Below are 21,366 nucleotides of genomic sequence, written 5' to 3'. Positions count from 1 at the left end.
CGTTTTGTTATTTATTTGGTGTCCCATCCCGCTGCTCAGCATTCATAGCTGCGTTGAGATAGTTTTTACGGGATATAGGGACAATTGAAATCAGCGTATATCCGCAAAATCCGTGTTCTATCCGTCCGTCATCCAAGTTCCATTTTTACTTATCCATCATTAATACAATCCCACCAGTCACTAATAAATTTAACAAAGCCACCGGCAACAATATTTTCCACCCGTATTCCATCAACTGATCATAGCGGGGTCTCGGAAGTGAGGCCCGTAATAAGATGAAAAGCAGAATGAAGACAAAAGTTTTCAGTATAAACCAAACAAGGGGAGGGAGGAATGCCGGTCCTAGCCATCCACCTAAGAATAGTGTGGCTATCATGGCAGAAATGAGGGTAATCCCTAAATATTCACCAATAAAAAACATTCCGAATTTCATGCCCGAATATTCGGAATGGAATCCCGCCACCAGCTCACTCTCCGCCTCTGGAATATCAAAAGGTAGCCGATGTGTTTCGGCAATGCCTGCAATCATAAAAACAACAAAAGCCACGGGCTGCGTAACGATAAACCAGTATTTTTCTTGGGCAAGCACAATATCCGTCAACCTAAATGAGCCGGAGAGCATCACCACACCCATCAATGAAAGCCCCATAAATACCTCATAACTGATCATCTGTGAAGCTCCGCGTAATGCGCCTAGCAGGGAGTATTTGTTGTTTGAGGCCCAGCCTCCAAGCACAATGCTGTAAACGCCCAGCGAAGACATGGCTAGAAAGAATAGCAGGCCTACATTAAGGTCGGCGATAAGTATGCCCGGTGCAAAAGGAATGATCACAAAGCTCATGAGTACGGTTGCAGCAACAATGGCCGGCGCAACTACAAAGATCTTTTTATCCGCAAAGGGAGGAATCCAATCTTCCTTAAAAAAGAGCTTAATCGTATCGGCCGCCACAATGAACAAACCAAAAGGCCCCGCCCGATTCGGGCCGTACCTGTCCTGCCAAAGGGCCAGCATCCGCCGTTCCAACCAGATTAGCCAAGCTGCAACGGTAGTAAGCGCAAATAGCGCAATTACTACCATCAGGATATATCGAAGTACCTCATTCATGTCATTACTGGTTTTAAAATCCCTTTGGCCGGCCAGGCAATACCGATCAGTCCCGAAACATGATAGGGGATACCTACCACACCATGGGGTAGTTCTTTTTTTATCATAACGGGCAATTCATAGTTCAGCGTTCCGATCGTCACTTGCATCAGTTGATATTCACGGGTGTTTAAGTCGTTCGCGTCTTGCTGACTGATAGCGATGTAAGGATGAGGAGCACGTTCCGCAACACCATGGGTATAAATACTGAGCTCTTCAGAACCAAAAATATGCTGCAAGGGCACCACTAGCCATTCACCGGGCGACGCTTTATAAGCAGGAGGGATGGTGTTTAGAAAGGCATTTTCGATTGCCGGAGTTTCCGGAAACAACCTTTTACCGGTATCACCTCCCCGTATGGGGCCGCCAACCTCTTCTTGGTATTTATTGACAGACTGCGCCGAGTTCCAGCCGGGCGCCCAGAAAAATGGAATGAGGGGAGCGGGAGGTATTCCTCGATATCCCTCCATGGTATACGATAGGGCCGAATCATGGTCTTCAGGAGGTTTGGGTTCACTGACCTGAATGTTAGCCAACATGGCTGTACGACCGCTATAGCGATGCGGTTCGCGAGGGATTTTTTGCCCGGAAATGCGAAAGTCGGCCGAGGGAGCTACTTCTTCTGCTCCCTTAAATTGAGGCATGGAGGCGGCCATCTCCATCATCAAATCTCCCGGTGCCTGCAAATCTTCTGGACTGATTCCCTGTTTAAATTGCCTGAACTCATCCAACCATCTCCAGCTTTCTCTGAAATTTTCATTTTTAGGTGCAAACACCTGAAAGAAACATTGTGCCCTTCCTTCATTATTCACTAAGGTTCCCTCCGCTTCGGCAAAGGTGCCAACAGGTATCAATACCGTTGCACGGTTGCTGGTTTCATGATGTAGATGATCGAGCACAATAAGCTCTTCGCACTGTTCAAGGAAATCGTCTATCGCCGATTTAGCATCACGGCGGTATAGATCATTTTCCAGAATAATCACCGTGTTTGCTTCTTTCTTTTTCAACGCTTCCGTTGCCTGCTTTAACGAAGGCACTTCCATCATCGCCAAGCCCATCGAATTGCACTCTTCCATAACGTAAAACAAGCTTGCTTTTTTATCTTCCGTACCAAGCGCGCAAGCGATGTTGGCAGCGGCTTTAAGAATCGCTTCATTGCGTAGGCTTGTTCCGCAAATGATCAAAGGCCTTTCGGCTTGTTTCAACGTGTTGGCAATGTGTTGGGCAATTTGTAGGGTATCTTCATCCACACCCTGCGGTGCAGGGGCCGTATTATCCAGCCTATTGGCAATGGCAAAGCCCAAGCGAGCAATCTCATCTGGGGATAGATACTGGCAATTGGCCGCTAGCGCTTCCAGCTTGGTTTTCGTCGGATAGGCTATAAAAAGCGGTCCTTTTTCTTCTTGGGCAAATTCGCGCCGAGCAGTATCATGCCAAGGGGGGACACTGATTTGCTGCGCATTTTCAAGGGGTTTCCGGTGTACCGCTTGGCGGACTGTCAGTGCCAGCAAGGGAGCAGCATTGGTTAGATCCTCTCCTAATACCAAAATCGCATCGGCGATCTCCGTTTCTTTTAAGGATGGTATATGGACATGGCCAGCGTTTAAGGTATGGAGTATCGTCCGCATGAGCTGCGCATCCGTTTCGGAAACCCCCTGGTAAAAGTTTCCTTTTCCAACGAGTTGCATTAAAGCAAAGTTCGACTCCAAGGACGCCCGTGGAGAACCAATACCAATGACGGTACGGTTGGATAATACTGTTTTCAAGTAGTCATACAAGCTGTTTTTATCGACTGCCTCTGGGATTTTGGTGCGTATAATAGGCTGTTGGATACGGTTGATGCTATTTACAAATTCATATCCAAAACGGCCTTTGTCGCAGATAAAATAACCATTTACTTCCCCGTTAAAGCGGTTGGTAATTTGCCGGAGCTCGCCGTAACGTTCTCCTGCAATAATATTGCAGCCGAGACTACAGTGCTGACAAATCGAGGGAGCCATGGTCATGTCCCATTTTCGAGTATAATGTTCTTTTAGACTTTTATCGGTAAATACGCCCGTTGGGCAGACCTCCGCAAGGTTGCCGCTAAACTCGTTTTCCAGTACGCCATCAGCCGCCCTTCCAAAATAAATATGGTCATGGGCAGCAAAAGCATCCAGATCGGTTCCTCCAGCATAATCTTTGTAAAACCGCACGCAACGGTAACACTGTATACAGCGGTTCATTTCATGGTTGATGAAAGGGCCGAGGTACTGGTTTTTATAGGTGCGCTTGGGGTATTGGAAACGGCGATAGGTGTGGCCGGTCATTACGGTCATATCTTGTAAATGACAGGAACCTCCTTCATCGCAAACGGCACAGTCATGCGGATGATTGGTCATGAGCCATTCGATGACCTGCGAACGGAAGGATTTGGCCACAGGGTCGTTAATGGATAAATACATATTATCTTTCACGGATTCCATGCAGGACATCATGAGGCGACCTTGAGTGTCGTCCTTATCCTTAAAAAGTTTGATGGCGCATTGGCGACAGGCGCCTACGGAGCCCATTGCTGGATGCCAGCAAAAATAGGGTAGGTTAAAACCCAATGTCAGGCAGGTTTCTAGCAAATTTTTGCCTGCTTTTACTTCGTAAGCCCGGTGATCAATATAGATGACTGCCATTTCGTTGTTCGTCCCAGGGACATTTTTTTTCGTGTATATGTTTTTCGAAATCCGCTCTGAAATATTTTAGCCCACTTTGTAGGGGCTCCATCGCGCCCGGTGCCAAGGCACAAAAGGTATTGCCCGGCCCTAGGTATTTGGTATGCATTTCCAGCAGCTCCAAATCTTCAAGTCTTCCTTCTCCGTTTTCAATGGAAAGTAAAATTTTTTCCGTCCAGGGTAAGCCCTCTCGGCATGGTGTGCACCAGCCACAAGATTCCTGCGCGAAGAAATGCTCCAGGTTATGTACAAAACCAACAGGACAGGTATGGTCATCCAGAATGACCATGGTGCCTGTACCTAAGCGGCTACCTGCTGCCGCCACGGATTGGTAATCCATTTTGACATCAAGATGCTCAGTCACCAGAAAATCAGTTGAAGCACCTCCCGGAAGGGCTCCCCTGAATTTGAAGCCCGGTTTCATCCCGCCGGCATGTTCTTCAATGAGCTCACGCACTGTCGTACCCATGGGCAGTTCCCATAAGCCCGGTTTATTGACTTGCCCGCTGATACCGTATAATTTGGTTCCTGCGTCCGATCCCATGCTGAGCGCTTTAAACCAGTCTGCTCCATTATTGACGATATGTGGAATATTGCAGAGTGTTTCTACATTATTTACAATAGTGGGCTTGCCAAATAAACCGCTCACCTGAGGGAAAGGTGGTTTGGACCGAGGAATTGCACGCTTTCCTTCCAGTGCATTGAGCAGTGCGGTTTCTTCTCCACATATATATCGGCCAACACCTGTATGCAGATGCATTTCGAGGTTAAAACCACTACCTAAAATATCTTTTCCAAGATAGCCTGCGGCATAAGCTTCAGCGATCGCTTCTTCGATGATCCGAGCGGCTTTTTTATAGGCCCAGCGCAAGAAAATGTATGATATATTCGCTTGTATGGCATAAGCGGAAACAATCATCCCTTCAATTAGCTGATGGGGATTGCCCTCTAACAATAAACGGTCTTTAAACGTACCAGGTTCCATCTCGTCAGCATTCGTAATCAGGTATTTGGTTTGTCGGACGTCGTCCATCGGAACAAAACTCCATTTCATGCCAGTGTTGAAGCCCGCACCACCGCGTCCTTTCAGTTCTGAATCCTGAACTATTTTTGTAACCTCCTCCGGAGTCATGGATTTAAGTGCCCTATGCACAGCCTGATAACCGCCCACATTTGTATAATCCTTGAGGTTTAACCAAGGATGGTTTGAACTGATGTGTTGTGTAAGGGGCTTTTCCATACGGCTGTTTATCTGTATTCTTTTAATATTTCATCCAGATTGTCGTTTGTTAAATCTTTATACAGGTCGTTATTAATCATTAATGTCGGAGCATGGTCACAGCAGCCCAAACAGGCATTGGGTAAAAGGGTAAACCGAGCATCTGCCGTAGTTTCGCCAAATTTGATATGCAAATGATCTTGTAGGTGCTGATAGATTTTTTTGTATCCCATTACATAACAACTAATGCTATCACATAATAAAATAATGTTCCTGCCCACAGGTTTACGGAAAATGAGGTTGTAAAATGTGGCCACACTGTCAAGCTCTTCAACAGACATTTCCATGTATTCAGCGATGTCGCGAAGGCTTTCATCCGAAACCCATCCACGGTGCTGCTGAATAATTTTCAAGGCCTCAATGCATGCCGACTTCCGCGTTGGGACAAGCGCAATTTCTTGGTCTAACCTTTTTATTTCTTTCGGTGATAGCATTGTTTTCTCTGTGTGTAAAATTCTCCTTTATCTGTCAATATCAGCCAGTACATAATCCATACTTCCTAAGATGGATAGCAGGTCGGCCACGGTATATCCCTTACTGATGTAGGGCAGCATTTGCATGTGCGGAAAAGAAGGTGCACGTATCCGAACCCTGTAAGGAGAAGTGTTACCATCACTGATAAGGTAATAGCTATTGGCTCCTTTGGTGGCTTCAATACAGCTCATGGCCTCTCCTGAAGGAATTACAGGTCCCCAGCTTACATTTAAAAAATGGGTAATAAGAGTCTCAATATCTTGCATGGTTTGTTTTTTGCGTGGGGGAGTAGCCAACGGATGATCGGCTTTATAATCTCCCTCCGGCATGTTTTTTAGGCATTGATCGATGATGCGCAGACTTTGCCACATTTCTTCTACACGCACAACTGCCCGGTCATAGCAATCGCCATTTTCCGCTGTCGGAACCTCAAATTCAAAATTTTCGTAACCCGAATAAGGTTGTTTTTTTCGGAAGTCCCACTCAAAGCCACAAGCCCGTAAGCCTGGACCTGTTACGCCCCATTCCAAGGCTTCTTCTAAGGTATAAATGCCAATACCGACGGTTCGTGCTTTGAAAATGCTGTTACGCATTACCATTTGATGGTATTCTCTTAGCCTTTTTGGGAAATAAGTAATAAAGTCGCCCACCAATTTATCCCAGCCTTTTGGCAAATCCTGCGCAACCCCTCCAATTCTAAACCAGTTGGGATGCATTCTAGCCCCACAGATCGCTTCAACAATATCAAAGATTTTCTCCCGATCGGTGAACATGTAAAACACTGGTGAAAGCTGCCCTAGGTCTTGTGCGAAAGTACCATACCATACTAAATGGCTCGCAATGCGGAAGAACTCGCAAAGCATGATACGCATTGTTTTAACTCTATCGGGCACCGTAATTCCGGCCAGTTTTTCGACTGCCAGCAAATAGGCTAGATTGTTCATCACGCCGCCCAGGTAATCTACCCGGTCGGTATACGGGATATAGGTATGCCATGATTGACGCTCACCCATTTTTTCTGCTCCGCGATGATGAAAACCGATATCAGGGATGGCATCAACGATATCTTCGCCATCTAATTGTAGAATGATGCGTAAAACACCGTGGGTACCCGGATGTTGTGGCCCCAAGTTAAGAAACATAAAATCGGCATCTTCACTCTGCCTTTTTAAACCCCAATCTTCCGGCCGGAATTGTAAGGCATCTTGCTCGCGGTCTTGTTTTTCATCCGAAAGTTTGAAGGGCCCCATTTCCGTTGCCCTTGCCGGGTGTTCCTTTCTTAAGGGGAACCCCTCCCAGGTCAAGGGCATTAGGATACGACGTAAATGAGGATGGCCATCGAAATGGATACCAAACATATCATATACCTCGCATTCATACCAATCGGCATTTTTCCATATGGCGCTGATGGATGGTATGGAGGGATAATTACCCTGTAAGGCTACTTTGAGGCGAATAAAATAGTTTCGCTTAAATGAAAGCAGGTGATATACAACCGTAAAATCGGATGAGGGAGATCCGTTCTTGTTAGCTTGGTTACGTTCATCAATGGCACAGAGATCGTAGAGTAATTCAAAAGGTTCGTGAAGGTTATGTTTAAGATGGTGAAGTACGTCTTTGATATGTTCTTTTAGAACCCATAGGGTGATCACCTCATCAACGGTATGTTGCTGAGTAAAAACCGACGCTCCAAATTGAGAGGTCAATTCTTCGACCAAGCCTGAATCTTTATTCATGCTTTTTAGTTTTGTGGGTTCACATTACGTAGTAATGCATTTTTTAAATCATCATTTATTTAAATGACACCCCTAAATCTCATCGGGTGTGCGTAAATCAGTCATCTTTTTTCGTTCCTCCCTTTTTTCTTCTTTCAGTGATCGTTGTTCCGGCATGATCACCCCCTGGGGCCCAATAGCCCAGCTTAAAGGCCTTTGCTCTTTTCCTACGGAAGCGGCCAATAGCGTCAACCCCTGCATAAAAGCATCTGGTCGGGGCGGGCATCCCGGAACGTATACATCCACTGGTAAAAATTTATCCACACCCTGTACCACGCTATAGATATCATACATGCCGCCCGAGTTGGCACAAGATCCCATGGAGATGACCCATTTAGGTTCCATCATCTGTTCGTGCAGGCGCTTAATGATAGGGGCCATTTTTACAAAAACGGTTCCGGCAATAACCATGACATCCGCTTCGCGAGGGGTGCCTCGGATTACTTCTGCTCCAAAACGGGCTATATCATACTTGCTGGTGATGCTGGTAGCCATTTCTACAAAACAGCAGGATAGACCGAAATGAAATGGCCACATCGAATTTTTTCTTCCCCATGCCAGTAGATCTTGAACCGTGGTTAACAGCACACTTTGCCCTACAGATTCTTCAAAAGAACCCGTTCCTTTCAAGGTATCTGCTGGTTCAGTCGGACTAGTAAGCCACCATTTCATACGCCAAGTTTTTTTAATATTAACTTCTTATAAGCTTTCAGGATTTTCTTTCCACTCGGGCCGAAATCTAACGCTCCAAGACTCCATTCATATATTAATACAGCAATCAATAACCCAATAAAAACGCAGATGCCAAAGTAACCTACCCACCCTAATTCCTTAAAGGCTAAGGCCCACAACACAATGAATATGACTTCGACATCGAAAATGACAAACATCATCGCTACAAGATAAAACTGGGCCGAGAAATGTAATCTTGCGGATCCGGTTTCTAGTATTCCTGATTCATAAGGTTGCCCCATAGCCCTCGCTTTATGGCGTTGACCTAAAAAATAAGATAAGGAGATAATGAGTGTCAATAAAACTAAAACCAAAGCGCCGTAGACAAGAAATGGCCAAAAAGGTGTACTGGTTGGGTTCGAGTTATTCATGCCTTATCCGAATCTGAGTCTAGGAATTCGCTACCTGTAATATAACATTCCAGATTTTTGATAATGAATTTTTGTTCTTCAATGATGAATTTTACGACATCACCGATTGAAATAATACCCATTAGTTTACCATCGTCAATTACCGGCAAATGCCTTATAAATCGATTCGTCATTAACCACATGCATTCTTCTATCGTCGTATCGGAGGATACGGTGGGGGGATCCGTTGTCATGATCTCCTTAATGGGAATTTTCTTTGATGATTTTCCTCGTAAGATGACTTTTCGGGCGTAATCCCTTTCTGTGAAGATGCCAATGAATTTTCCGTGTTCTAGAACTAAAAGTGCCCCAATGTTTTTTTCGAACATCAGCTCCAAGGCTGTAAAAACATTGGTGTCCGGGCTTACAAAAACCCCGGCATTGCCTTTTGTTTCTAAGATGTTTCTAACTTTTCCCATAATAGGCCTCCTTAATTGTTTATAGATTTGGCGGGTAGCTCATCAAAATTGGTCAGTTAAAAATTGTAACAAAAAATAAGAACAAAAGTTTGTTAAGATTAACATAAAGCTTTTGTTTTTATTTTTTAATGAGGACCTTATCTCCTCAGCAAATGAACGAATATGCGCTGGGTGAGCATCTCGAAGAAATGTTTTTTATCCTTCCGGTAATCCTGCTGTTCTTTGATAAACGAAGCGAATTCCCCTAGATCGAGGCTGTGGGTTTAATGACCTGCACAAAGTTCATGATTAACAACGCTAGCTGCTTTGGATCCAGCGGCAACTGCAAGAGAAACTGCCCTTAACATGGTTGTATTATCTCCCGCAGCATAAATGCCTGGAATGGTTGTTTTTTGAAAATCATCAACTTGAATATAACCAGCATCTGTCATGGCACAGCCAAGTTCTTGAGGGATAGCGCAGTGCTGTTCAAAAGGTATCCGTGCATAGAGTGCCTTGATTTCAACATGGTCACCATTGGAAAAAATAATACCGTCAAGGTAGCCTTCCTTATGCGTCAAAGACTGGAAAGGCCTTTCGTCTATGCTTATTTTCATGGTAGCTAGCTGCTGCCTGTGCTCATCACTGATGGTTGACTCTCCGTTAGTAAAAATTGTCAGCTGATCTGTCCAATTGTGGATTAGCCTTCCCATTTCATATGCTTTTTCCCCGTTTATTAATATTCCTGTAGATTGTCCCTTGAATTCATAACCATGGCAGTAAGGGCAATGGATTACCGATTTGCCCCAACATTCCGAGAAGCCCTTGATATCCGGCATGGTATCTGTAATACCCGTGGCAAAGATTATTTTTTTTGTGTACACAAGCCTGCCTGAAGTGGTATATACCTGAAAAAGGTTGTTTTCTCCATTTACCATATTGGCTTCATCGGTAATGAATGAGACCGTCGGGTAATTCAATACCTGAGATTTACCAATTGAGGCAATGCCAGTAGGAGTATTGCCATCCTGTGTTAAAAAATTGTGGGAATGAGGTGTTTGGCGATTACAGGGTTTACCGTTATCAATAATGAGTACATTTCGGATTGCCCGGCCTAATGCCATTGCCGCAGAAAGACCAGCATAGCTTCCGCCGATAATGACCGCATCATGGTGTGTTTCTTTTTTCATAACTATCATCATTTATTTATTGTCTTATTGTTTTATGTCTCAATTTTGAGACATAAAAAGGTAAATTTTTTTAAATACCAATCCCTTTACTGAATGAAAACCAGGCAAACTGCTTTAGGCTATTCTTCGCTACCGCCCCATGGGATTCCGCATTGACGGTTGCCGTTACAACAGCCGCAAATAGGGTATAAATCCATTCCGTTGTAAGCGATCTACTAACCTCACCGTTATCCTGTAAGCGTAAAATCACATTCCGGTACCGGGTATATAAGTCGTCATACTCCGCACAGTTATCATTTTGACGACTATGGCTGTGATCAGTACGGTTATGTACTTTATGGAAAAAGGAATATTTGGCTCCGCAATCAATAGCAGCAAAAAGCATGTTCTTTAATTGTTCCAGTGGTTCTTCAGAACTGTTCAAGGCCATATTCATAGCCTTGTTACAGCAGCGTTGCATATCTGCTTCGCATAGCGTGACCAATTCATTGCGGTCTTTAAAATACCGATGCAAAGTTCTCCTCGTGATATTCGCTTTGTCTGCTACCTTTTCCAAGGGGGCGGAAAAATCCTCGTTAAAGACGAGAATAGCTGCTTCAATGATGATTTGTCTTGTCTCTTTCATGTTTGGAGACACAAATATAGGATTAATTTCTCAAAAATGAGACATAAATTATATATTGCCAACTTGCAAAATACCAAGACAAAGGCCGTCTTTTTAGGGAATCAAATGCTATTATGGATGGCATGGGTGAGAATGTAAAAAAATGTTAAAAATTGCCAGAAATATAATAAAATTGTTTTCTTTGTGCCAATAATGGGTTAAGTGACATGATACAGCGACTATTAGGTTGCCTGTGAATGGCTTAAATTAACAATAAACCAACTTTTGAGACTTTCAACTACCCGCAGAAAAAAATGACTTTAAAAAAGAATGTACTAGCACTTTTAGGGCTTGCTGTCATCGTATTGGGTGCCAGTTTTATCATATTTTCATCTTTCAATTTCACTCCTGACAATGTATCATCAATACCTGAAACTTCCGAATCCGAGTTGGAACCTGAACTATTATATGGATTGACCATAGATGGGTATGATATTGAAACGAATACCATAGGGCGCAATGAATTCCTATCCGATATCCTGCAACGCTACCAGGTGGATCTCCCGACCATTTCAATCCTTGCGGGCAAATCGAAGTCGGTCTTTGATGTCCGGAAAATCGGTGCGGGGCATGATTATACGATATTTATGGATGAATCTGGAAAGGCGGATTATTTTGTATACCAGCCCAATGCAGTGGATTATGTAGTGTATGATTTAAGAGACAGCATCAATGTATACATGGATAAAAAGGAAGTGGATACACGAATTGAGACTGTGGCAGGCGTCATAGGCAGTTCACTCTATGAAGCCTTGCAGGCCAACGGTGCAAATCCGGATTTGGCCGTTCAATTGGCCGAAATTTATGGCTGGGCTGTCAATTTCTATCGTATCAATAAAGGCGATTGGTTTAAACTGGTATACGAACGGAAATATGTGGAAGGTAACCCTATTGGCCCAGGAAGGATACAATCTGCCATATTCGGGCATAGTGGGAAAGAATATCAAGCCTATTATTTTGAATGGGAGGACGGCAAGCCAGGAGCATATTATGATGAAAATGGGAAAAGCCTCCGAAGGACGTTCCTGAAAGCACCCTTGAAGTTTAGCCGCATCTCCTCACGGTACACGATGAGGAGATTCCATCCCGTGCAACGGGTGTGGAAGGCCCATTTGGGTACTGATTTTGCCGCACCGCATGGTACTCCCATTGTGGCTACCGCAAATGGTGTGGTAACGGCGTCTTCCTATGCAGGAGGGAACGGGAACTATGTCAAAATCAAGCATGACAATGTTTACGAAACCCAATACCTGCATATGAGCAAGCGGGCTGTGAAAAAGGGACAAAGGGTAAGCCAAGGACAGGTAATTGGTTATGTGGGGAGTACTGGACTTGCCACAGGACCACATGTCTGCTACCGGTTTTGGAAGCATGGCAAGCAGGTGGATGCATTATCACAAATATTCCCCCCATCAGAACCCATTAATGACAAACACCGTGTTGCTTTTGAAAGGATACTCAACACACATCAGCAGTCCTTGGCCACATTGGACTTCGAAAAGAAACAAAGTAATTTGGAATTATTTGGCTCGCTTGGGTTTGATATTGAACGCCTCTTTGAACCCATAGCTTCCAATAGCCGCATCTTGGAAGGATTTTCTGCCCAAATGCTCTGATTTTCCATAGTTAGTTACGCGATTTCAATCTAATATGTTAACGCCTTAAAAAACCCCGGTGATTCACATCAGCGGGGTTTTTACTAACTAAACTAAACAACTATATAAAACAAACTATATATAGATCTTGGAAATCTTCACATTTATAATGTACATGATGCGAATTCCCGGTTCCTGTGGTTAAACAGTTACCGCATAATCTGTTACAACCTGCCGCCAATCTTCGCGTTCAGGTATACGTGGTTTACGTTTGCCAAAGAACTGCACGATTACATTACCTTCCGCATCGAATGCCTCAAGGCTGGTTACAGTGCCATCTTCGGTCGGTTTCTTGACGAGCCATACACTTTCAATACCATCCTCACGTAGGTGCATATTAAATTCCGGATCCAATACATTGAACCAAGGGCCCGTTTGTAGCAGTTTTTTCACTTTACCGGTATGTATCTGGATGCATCCCCGGCTGCCGATGAATACCATGATCTCTAAATCACGCTCGGATACACCTTCCAAAATCCGTTTTAGTGAGGCTACTGAAATTGGCGTAGCATGCCCCTCAGGGGCCAAACGCATGGCTTGACGGCGTGCTACCCCGAAATCACGCAATAACCCAAAGAAATGGTGGGTGTCTTTCAAATCCAGCCAGGCTTGACGGAAGCCAGCTACATTGATCTCACCATCGGGATTCTCCACGATCGATTTGTCTATGGTTGTGGTTTGCAATGCCTCTCCTTGTACTACTACTTGGTAGTTTGCTACCAAAGTCTCATAGGCTTGGACATCACTTTGCTCCGTGAGGTAGATTTTATGCACCGCTGTTCCATCCTTGTCGAAGAATTGCAGGCTGCGGCGTTCACCTTCACTGACCGCAAAACCGAAATGCCAAGCATTCATGAACAGGCGGAGATCGATATCAGGATTGACCACCAGTCCGATATGTCCATTGAAGGTCGCTTTGGTATAGATGCCTTTACGCTCATGCACAGCATGGTCGTTGCGAGTAAGCGCCATCACATGGCCTAGTGTCTTGATTTCTTTGAGCATAGTTTCAAAGTCGGCTTTCAGTGCGATGTTATTGTCGCCAACGGCGACCAAATCGGCTTCTGAAACACCCAATTGCTTAGCGGCATCTCGGATACGTACCTTGGGGTTTTCTGCCTTGAACGATTGGTATTGTTCTTTGAGTGAAATAGTTGTATTGTCCATGATAAATTGTTTCTAAATTGTTTGTTCAGATAATATCGCTGATGGGATGACCAATGGGCATTTAAATTCCTCGTCATTGAGCAACCGCACCTGTATGTTAAATGCTTGATGAATGTTTTCGCAGGTAATCACTTCTTTTGGCTCGCCAAAAGCGACGTGCTGTCCTTTTTTCAAAATCAACACCTTGTCTGCATAGCGTGAAGCAAAATTGATATCATGCAAGATGCTCACCACACAATATCCACTGTTAGCCAAGTTTCGCGCCAACATAAGGATTTGCTGCTGGTAGAGCAAATCCAAACCATTAGTGGGTTCGTCTAAAAAGAGCAATCCCCGTGGTTGGTCGTAAATCTGGGCGATTACCCGGGCCAACTGTACACGCTGCTGCTCTCCGCCGGAAAGTGTATTGTAGTCGCGGTTGGCAAATTCGGTAATACCTGTTTTCTCCATCACTGTTTTGACAATTTCAATGTCCTTGGGTGCCGGTGTGTTTTCAAAATGTGGATACCTTCCCATCAGTACCAATTCTTCAACCCGGAAAGACAGCGAAATGGTGTTGCTTTGTGCCAATACCGATCGGAATTTGGCCAAATCATTCATTTTGTAAGCGGAGATTAGCTTTTGGCGAATCCGGATCTCGCCAGAATTGGCCTGGATGTCCTTGCATAGCAACTTGAGCAGCGTGCTTTTTCCCGCACCATTTGCACCAATGATAGCTAAGAGCTCCCCAGACTGCACATCAAAGGAAATATTGTTCAACAATTGCTTGCCGCCCACCGAATAGCTTATGTTTTTTGCTTCAATCATTTTTCTAGATATGGGACATTAGCTAAGAGACTTGAAGCATCGTGTCTTCGAATAAAATTAACTTATTTTTTTTGAATACCATTAAATCAAACGGTTAAAAGATTAAAATGTTACATGAGGTATTATCCGAAGCCACGTTTTCTCCTTTCCGTAAAAATAATGTAAAGGAATACGGGTGTACCGATGATGGCGGTAAGGATACCAATGGGTATTTCGGCGGGTGCGGCAATTGTGCGGGCCACTAGATCGGCGAGTACCAGTAAGGTGGCACCTAAGACGGCCGATCCCGGCAATACCAGGCGATGGTCGGCACCGAAAGCCATCCGAAGGATATGTGGTACAACCAACGCAATGAAACCAATGATACCCGATACGGCCACGGCAGCCCCGACACCTAAAGTAGCCAGTACAATGACACTCCTTTTCAATAGCTGCACATTTATACCCATATGCCCTGCTTGGGATTCGCCCAATGCCAATGTATTAAGGGGCTTAGCGAGGAATGGGAGCACAGCAAGTGGTATGCCCACAAACGGTAGGATACTGGTAACTGTTTTCCAACTGGCCCCACCTAAGCTGCCCAAATTCCAAAACATAATATTACGTAACTGATCGTCAGTAGCCATATAGATGAGCAGACCGGTAAACGAAGCCGCCAACGCATTGATGGCAATGCCTACTAACAGCAGTATAGTGACATTCGATTTTCCATTTTTGACAGCGATGTTATATACGACAAACGTGGTAAAGCATGCACCTAAAAAGGCAGAAATAGCAAGGGCATGGTATCCGAGTAATTGAATGAAATGACTAAAAAAACGGGCTTCCAGTACAATAACCAACACAGCAAATAGTGAAGCCCCGGAAGAGATGCCAATCAGCCCGGGTTCAGCTAATGGATTGCGAAACAGTCCTTGCATAGCCGCCCCACCGATAGACAACGCACTGCCTACTATTACACCCAAAATCACACGAGGTAAGCGGATGGAAAACAATACGGCTTCCTGTTGTGAAGTATGGTATATTTCGCCACCCATTCCCAACCGATGGGTCAAAATGGACCATAACTCCAATGTACTGATTTCCACGGCCCCGATGCAAATGGATAACGTACAGGCCATGATCAGCACGATGGCAAGTATAAAAAGTATGAGGCTATGGGTTTTCATCGTTTTGGCTATCGGCTTCAGTCTTCCAAGTTCTCAATGTATTTTCGTTGCCAACTCCAATACCGCTTTCCCCAAACGTGGACCAAATCCGGTGAGGAATTGGCCATCCATTTCCACCACTTTCCGGTTTTTTCCGGCATTGGTTAGATCGATACCCTGCACCTCCAGTAAGCCGTCTATCCCGCCGAGGCTGGATAAGCCACTATCAAAAAGGAGGATTACATCAGGATTGGCCGCAATCAACGCTTCTGCGGTGAGGGGTTTGAAATCATCAAAGCCCTGTACGGCATTTACACCACCTGCAAGCTCAATCATTTTATCTAACTGGGTCCGCTGGCCGGCCACCATCATGGTGCCGGTACCCCGTGCATAGATGAATAATACCTTGGGCTTGTTTTCGATCTGTTCGATCATGGAATCGGCTACGACCAGGTCGGCATCCAAAGCAGTTAAGATGGAATCACCTTTTGCGGATTGGCCTAAGCTGTCAGCAACGGCTTTTATAAGCTGCTTCGCGCCCTCGACAGAATATTCATGTTCAAACAACACCATTTTGACACCTGCTGCTCGGATTTGTTCAACCACTTCCGGTTTAACCACGTTAGCTATGCCCAACACCAAGTCTGGCCCCAATGCAAGCACACCTTCGGAAGCGATATCACGGTTGTGTCCTATTTTTGGTTTTTCTTTTAGGCTGGCCGGGTAAGTGCTGGCCACATCTACCCCCACGATGTTGTCTTCAAAACCTAGTTCGACCAAGATTTCAGATAAGGTTCCGTTGGTCGATACGATTTTAGCCGAATCGGATATTTCCGATTCGGTGGTGGTTGATATATTGCAGGCATTGAAAGCAACCGCCAGAATAAAGATAAAGCCCTTGTAAAACATGTTTTTGTTCATTGCTTCCATGTGGTTGCTCGTTTTATTTCAAATTAGTAGATCCATCGGGCTGTATAATATACCTAAATGTATATATACGGCTATCTGGTCTAGTCTCTAGATTGATGAATGATTCCGAATTGGTATCTGGGTTTCCAAGGTAATAGCTGATAAGTTCAATTTTTGCATATTTATTATCATGAGTCTTTATCACTAATATTCTGCCCGGAGTAGGAGTAACGATATGATTGGGCGGACCTGAATACGTATAAACACTCCCAATGCCGGCTAAATCTTCCATAGAGTATGCTGATGAAGGCGCAACGACTAGATTATCAAATATACCTTCCATCACCTGTGCCTCTGCACCATTTCCAAATGAGAAATTGCTATTATTGAACTTAATGTCCCATGTGGTTGCGGATTCTTCCACTGCTGTCCCAGTTGAGAGGCTGAAAAACACAGGCCCTTGTGAACCATCCAAATCCGCAACGGTTTCTGCCTCAAGTTCAGGTATGACATTGTCATCTTCGTCATTTTTACTGCACGAAGCAAAAGAAAGACTGAACGCTCCCAAGATAAATGCAACTGATAGCATTTTTAATGTATTGAATTTGATTTCCATTGTTATATGAATTGATGTTTATGATAAATTATTTACTGAAGCTGTATGATAATCCGGCATATAATAATCTGCCGGGTAAGTAACTGATATACTCTTCATTGGTGAATCCGAGCATATTATCCGCCGTGAATTGCAATCGAAGGTTGTTGTTGAGGAATGATTTCGAAATGGAACCGTTGAACAACGAATACCCTTTTACATATTCGCTATCGAGGTTGATAATGCCGTTGCCGTCTACATCGCGAATACCATACCTACCCCTGTAATTCCAGCGTAAGGACAAGCGAATTCCACTGCGAGTTTCTAAATACGAAATCCGTGCGTTAGCCATGTACTTGGAGCGGCTAAGCAACCCCCCGTATTCGCTTCGCTTTACCGCTACCGTCTGGCTCGTTTCGGGGTCACGCGTATAGGCACGCCCTTCTTTGACCATGTTCCACTCATCCACATCTTTCGCTTCAAGATATTGGATACCACCCCCGATTTCCAAAGTGTTGGATAGGAGATAAGTGAGGTCCGCCTCGGTGCCTTGGGTAAATACAGCGTTGCGATTGAAATAGGAGAATACCGATTGCCCATTGGTCTTGATGGCGATACTGGCGGTAGAAATGAGGTTGTCTACATCGTTACGGAAAATATTGACATTGGCAATCAAGTTGTCCACAGGTCGCATACGGACACCAATATTGTAAGCCCATGAGCTTTCCGCATTGAGCTTGGAAAGGGTAGAAGGATCTATAAGTACTTCGCTGATTTGCCCTTCGTCCTGTAATCGTTGGAGGTTTTCTTGGAGATCTTCATAGCCGAATACGCTATAGCCGGCCACGGCATTGGAGAAGTTTAAGTACAATTGCCTGAAATCAGGGGCTTTGTAGCCCCGGCTTGCAGAAGCGAGGAAAGTGATTTTTTTGTTGAGTCTGTAGCTTGCTGCCAATTTCGGACTGAATTGCGATTTATAGACATTATGCATATCATACCTCCCTCCAGCGATGATATTAAACCTATCCAACAACTTCCAATCAAGCTGTGCATAGGCATAGCCAGAATTGAAGCTTTTTTTGTCGTCATAGCGGGTGGCTTCCACCGTCTCATATTGGGCGCCCAATCCGCTTGTAAGTACCAAATTTGAACGCATAGTATAGTCATGCTGAATTTCACCACGAGTAAACCCTTGATCAAAGAACGTCTCATCATATAGTTCTTCGGTATCTTCATAACTGATGGATGATTCCGTTTTATAGGTAGCCCGATAGAAACGGAGCATGGAAGTGTGGGCATCGGAGAACCGGTGTGTGAGGCTTGGAAAGAAGCTAAAATCCCGCTGCAGACCTACTCCTGAAACTGCCCGGCTTTCTACCGCATATCGATCATCCTGTGAATTGTCATAATACCTGAGGGATACATTAAGATCAGTTTTTTCGGAGAATTGATAACCTGTTTTCCCCGTAATGGTATATGCCGCAAATGGGGCTACTGTTTGAAAACCAGTTTCGGGCATAAGGCTGTATCCTCCGTTGCTGAATCGGTTCACAAAACCCGAAAATGAGAATTTATCTGTACGAAAGGCCGCATCAATGCTGACATCCGCCGATTCATTAGTTCCGTATCGCGTGGATAACTCACCAGAAAGTCCTTTTTTAGGTGTTTTTGTAATGATATTGATTACGCCGGCCATGGCCTCGCTGCCATATAAGGAAGATGAGGGGCCTTTGACGATTTCGATGCGGTCAATATTGGACATCGTGATACGGGGTAGTTCCAAGGTGCCCGATGTGCGCCCGATCACAGGCTCGCCATCAATAAGTATCATGGTGTATTGGGCGTCAAAACCCTGCATTTGCACGCCAGTACCATGATCACCAACCAATGCGAGCCCTGTTTGTTCGGCCAATATCTCGTTTAGCCTTACCATGCCCCGGTCCTTGATCTCTTTTGACGTAATCGTAGTGATAGGGATGGGCAGTTCTTCAATTTTTTTATCGGTTCGAGTAGCAGTTACCACCACTTCTTGCAGTGGATTGCTTCCTAGCGTATCACCCTCGAAGATGATATTCGCTTGTTGTGCATGCAACGAGATAGATATCAGTGATAAAGATAAAATGTATAATGATGCGCTATTCATTTATTTAGACTCATTTTAAACAACGCAGCAAACATATGAGTTATTAAGACTAATTACAAATAATATTTTATTTTAATTATGTATCTTTTTTGTTGAGTCAGAACAGGAGATCCCTCGGAAGAATGTGTGGTTTGCTTATCTTTGGAGCCAAAAGCGACCAATAATTAGCTAAGATATATGTATAAATTGGAAATTTGCGCCAATTCCGTAGCATCGGCCTTAGCTGCACAAGCAGGTGGGGCTGATAGGATAGAATTTTGCCAAAACTTGGAAGCCGGAGGTACTACGCCATCCCATGGTCAAATAAAACTTGTGCAGCAAAGGATCAATATTGGCATCCATGTGCTTATCCGGCCAAGGGCAGGCGACTTTTTGTATTCAGAACTTGAATTTGAGGAAATGAAGGCTGATATTGCGTTCTGTAAGGAAATCGGCTGTGATGGAGTTGTCATCGGGTTACTGCATGCAAACGGAGGGGTGGATAAGGATGGAACAAGGGAGTTGGTAGTCTTGGCCAAGCCAATGCATGTGACTTTCCACCGTGCTTTCGATGTGTGCAATGATCCTTTCGAAGCATTGGAAAGCATTATTGCGTGCGGATGTGGACGATTGCTTACCTCTGGCATGAAGAATACAGCCTTGGAAGGAGCTGAATTAATCAAGACACTCATTGGGCATGCAAATGGGAGGATATCCATTATGCCGGGATCTGGTATCCATGAAGACAATATAAGCCAGATCGCCCAGGAGACTGGAGCAGTGGCATTCCATACTTCTGCCAAAGTGGAACAGCCAAGCGAGATGATTTATGCGACTGATGCGGTGGGAGGGACGGGCAATAGGATTTGGGTATCCTCCAAAGAAAAAATCCGCCATATAGCGGATATACTGAAAAGCCTTCAATAGACTATAAACACATAAGGTGTTTTTAGGAAAGGATAGAAGATCTATTTTTTCAGTTCGGCTTCCAACTGATCCAATACCGCATTGTTTTTGACGATTTGACTATTGGCCGGCATTTTCGAGCGGCTACCGGTTTCGATATTGCGACCAAGCTTCAGAAACTGCACTTGGTTTTTTGCAACCACTTTATTTCTTCTGTCTTTTCTTTTTAAGCGTGTAACTCCCATTTTCTTATTTTTTTACCTGTTATAACAACGAGGTCGGAAGCGGATTCGAACCGCTGTAAAAGGTTTTGCAGACCTCCGCCTAGCCACTCGGCCATCCGACCCTTTTCAAAGGACTGCAAAACTAAGATAAATTGTTGACAATTGAAAGCAGTGATGTACTTAATTACACATTTTATCTCTTAACGAGCTGTACATCGATGTATTCAAAGTGTATATAAATCCATACACATTGAAATCAATCTCCAGTGTATTGTATATTATTGATAATTAGGTTTTTATGCTGTGGATGAAAATCGTGGCGCATATCTTGCAATTTACATTACTGTTTAAAATAGTATAAAACGTAAAAGGAGAAATGAATATGAAAAAGTTATTATCTGTACTAATTGTTTTGGGTATTTCGATCGGCGCATTCGCGCAGGAAGTAGGTTACGGAGTGAAAGCGGGGCTGAATCTGGGGAAGTATAGCAACGTGTCGGACGCGGCAAAAGATTATCAGAAAATGAACCCCTCATTTTACGTGAGCGGCTACGCGGATTTGGCTGTCGCACCCCAATTCTCGATTCAACCGGGAATTTCCTTGCAGGGAAAAGGCGAAAAGTATGACTTTGATGGAGACAATATGGACGGGAGCGTTACCACCAATGTGATGGCGTTGGAGATTCCTGTGAATGCTGTTTACTACATCCCTACGGGAAGCAGTGGGTCTGTATTCTTGGGCGCAGGTCCGTACGTCGGTTATTCCCTTAGCGGAAAGACGAAGGTAAAAGGGAATGTGGGAGATATCTGGGGTGGCGAGGGAGACTACGACCTCAAATTTAGTGGCGATGACAAAGACCAAAAGCCGTTTGATTTCGGGGTGAATTTCATGGCCGGGTATCGGTTGTCCAACGGCTTTTTGATCAACGCAGGTTACGGACTTGGTTTGTCCAACTTGTCGCCGAGCGACAACAGCGACAGCAAGTTCTCCAACAGGGTATTGTCTTTCGGGGTTGGCTTTCAGTTGTAACGAGGCAAATTGTTTAAAACAAAAAAGGCTCC

The 21,366-nt window shown here is 44.4% G+C and carries 20 protein-coding genes and 1 tRNA gene; 3 read left to right on the top strand and 18 right to left on the bottom strand.

All coding sequences use genetic code 11. The features are described from left to right. Positions 1-145 precede the first annotated feature (145 nt). The 10 genes from nuoH to NF543_RS13640 form a co-directional block, all read right to left on the bottom strand. Positions 146-1,105: an NADH-quinone oxidoreductase subunit NuoH gene (gene nuoH, locus NF543_RS13685; RefSeq protein WP_257668701.1), complete on the bottom strand. Its 960-nt coding sequence runs from the start codon at positions 1,103-1,105 to the stop codon at positions 146-148. Next, positions 1,102-3,810, bottom strand: coding sequence for an NADH-quinone oxidoreductase subunit NuoG (gene nuoG / locus NF543_RS13680; protein WP_257668700.1), 2,709 nt, complete (start codon positions 3,808-3,810; stop codon positions 1,102-1,104). Before nuoG ends, nuoH begins: the two co-directional genes overlap by 4 nt. Further along, the gene (gene nuoF, locus NF543_RS13675; RefSeq protein WP_257668699.1) at positions 3,791-5,089 is read right to left on the bottom strand and encodes an NADH-quinone oxidoreductase subunit NuoF; all 1,299 of its coding nucleotides are present in this window, start codon (positions 5,087-5,089) and stop codon (positions 3,791-3,793) included. The genes nuoG and nuoF overlap by 20 nt, the downstream gene beginning before the upstream one ends. A gap of 8 nt (positions 5,090-5,097) precedes the next feature. Further along, entirely contained in the window at positions 5,098-5,562 is a 465-nt protein-coding gene (gene nuoE, locus NF543_RS13670) for an NADH-quinone oxidoreductase subunit NuoE (protein ID WP_257668698.1), read from the bottom strand. A 27-nt stretch (positions 5,563-5,589) separates the two neighbouring features. Then, positions 5,590-7,338, bottom strand: coding sequence for an NADH-quinone oxidoreductase subunit C/D (gene nuoC / locus NF543_RS13665; protein WP_257668697.1), 1,749 nt, complete (start codon positions 7,336-7,338; stop codon positions 5,590-5,592). Between the two features lie 72 nt (positions 7,339-7,410). After that, positions 7,411-8,049, bottom strand: a complete 639-nt coding sequence (locus NF543_RS13660; protein ID WP_257668696.1) for an NADH-quinone oxidoreductase subunit B — start codon at positions 8,047-8,049, stop codon at positions 7,411-7,413. After that, entirely contained in the window at positions 8,046-8,480 is a 435-nt protein-coding gene (locus NF543_RS13655; RefSeq protein ID WP_257668695.1) for an NADH-quinone oxidoreductase subunit A, read from the bottom strand. Before NF543_RS13655 ends, NF543_RS13660 begins: the two co-directional genes overlap by 4 nt. Continuing rightward, on the bottom strand, positions 8,477-8,938 hold the full coding sequence (locus NF543_RS13650; protein WP_257668694.1) for a CBS domain-containing protein: 462 nt from the start codon (positions 8,936-8,938) through the stop codon (positions 8,477-8,479). The genes NF543_RS13655 and NF543_RS13650 overlap by 4 nt, the downstream gene beginning before the upstream one ends. Before the next feature lie 263 nt (positions 8,939-9,201). Beyond that, positions 9,202-10,107, bottom strand: a complete 906-nt coding sequence (locus tag NF543_RS13645; RefSeq protein ID WP_257668693.1) for an NAD(P)/FAD-dependent oxidoreductase — start codon at positions 10,105-10,107, stop codon at positions 9,202-9,204. Positions 10,108-10,177: 70 nt separating this feature from the next. Next, the gene (locus NF543_RS13640) at positions 10,178-10,732 is read right to left on the bottom strand and encodes a TetR/AcrR family transcriptional regulator (protein ID WP_257668692.1); all 555 of its coding nucleotides are present in this window, start codon (positions 10,730-10,732) and stop codon (positions 10,178-10,180) included. Between the two features lie 293 nt (positions 10,733-11,025). Between NF543_RS13640 and NF543_RS13635 the strand changes: the two genes are divergently transcribed. After that, entirely contained in the window at positions 11,026-12,387 is a 1,362-nt protein-coding gene (locus NF543_RS13635) for a M23 family metallopeptidase (RefSeq protein WP_257668691.1), read from the top strand. Between the two features lie 180 nt (positions 12,388-12,567). Here NF543_RS13635 and NF543_RS13630 read toward each other — a convergent pair whose 3' ends face one another. From NF543_RS13630 to NF543_RS13605, 6 genes are all read right to left on the bottom strand, one after another. Further along, positions 12,568-13,593 carry a hemin-degrading factor gene (locus NF543_RS13630; RefSeq protein ID WP_257668690.1) on the bottom strand — a complete coding sequence of 342 codons (1,026 nt, stop codon included), beginning with the start codon at positions 13,591-13,593 and terminating at the stop codon, positions 12,568-12,570. Positions 13,594-13,605: 12 nt separating this feature from the next. After that, a complete protein-coding gene (locus NF543_RS13625) occupies positions 13,606-14,400 on the bottom strand; it encodes a heme ABC transporter ATP-binding protein (RefSeq protein ID WP_257668689.1) in 795 nt (264 codons plus the stop codon). Between the two features lie 122 nt (positions 14,401-14,522). Beyond that, entirely contained in the window at positions 14,523-15,569 is a 1,047-nt protein-coding gene (locus tag NF543_RS13620; RefSeq protein WP_257668688.1) for a FecCD family ABC transporter permease, read from the bottom strand. Between the two features lie 33 nt (positions 15,570-15,602). Beyond that, positions 15,603-16,478, bottom strand: coding sequence for a heme/hemin ABC transporter substrate-binding protein (locus tag NF543_RS13615; RefSeq protein WP_257668687.1), 876 nt, complete (start codon positions 16,476-16,478; stop codon positions 15,603-15,605). Between the two features lie 13 nt (positions 16,479-16,491). Then, positions 16,492-17,073, bottom strand: coding sequence for an HmuY family protein (locus NF543_RS13610; protein WP_257668686.1), 582 nt, complete (start codon positions 17,071-17,073; stop codon positions 16,492-16,494). Between the two features lie 28 nt (positions 17,074-17,101). Beyond that, on the bottom strand, positions 17,102-19,195 hold the full coding sequence (locus tag NF543_RS13605; protein ID WP_257668685.1) for a TonB-dependent receptor plug domain-containing protein: 2,094 nt from the start codon (positions 19,193-19,195) through the stop codon (positions 17,102-17,104). 177 nt (positions 19,196-19,372) lie between these two features. Between NF543_RS13605 and NF543_RS13600 the strand changes: the two genes are divergently transcribed. Continuing rightward, complete coding sequence (locus tag NF543_RS13600) at positions 19,373-20,101, top strand: copper homeostasis protein CutC (RefSeq protein ID WP_257668684.1); 729 nt, start codon at positions 19,373-19,375, stop codon at positions 20,099-20,101. A 41-nt stretch (positions 20,102-20,142) separates the two neighbouring features. On the opposite strand, the gene NF543_RS13595 is transcribed toward NF543_RS13600, so the two are convergent. Together NF543_RS13595 and NF543_RS13590 are read right to left on the bottom strand one after the other, a co-directional pair. Beyond that, the gene (locus NF543_RS13595) at positions 20,143-20,325 is read right to left on the bottom strand and encodes a spore protein (protein ID WP_257668683.1); all 183 of its coding nucleotides are present in this window, start codon (positions 20,323-20,325) and stop codon (positions 20,143-20,145) included. Between the two features lie 30 nt (positions 20,326-20,355). Then, positions 20,356-20,426 (bottom strand) — tRNA-Cys (locus NF543_RS13590). Positions 20,427-20,686: 260 nt separating this feature from the next. Between NF543_RS13590 and NF543_RS13585 the strand changes: the two genes are divergently transcribed. Next, positions 20,687-21,334: a porin family protein gene (locus tag NF543_RS13585; protein WP_257668682.1), complete on the top strand. Its 648-nt coding sequence runs from the start codon at positions 20,687-20,689 to the stop codon at positions 21,332-21,334. Positions 21,335-21,366 lie beyond the last annotated feature (32 nt).

This window comes from Parapedobacter tibetensis (assembly GCF_024704835.1).
Classification (GTDB): Bacteria; Bacteroidota; Bacteroidia; order Sphingobacteriales; family Sphingobacteriaceae; genus Parapedobacter; species Parapedobacter tibetensis.
The sequence above is the reverse complement of the archived record's forward strand: the minus strand, read 5'-3'. Positions and strand labels throughout refer to the sequence as shown.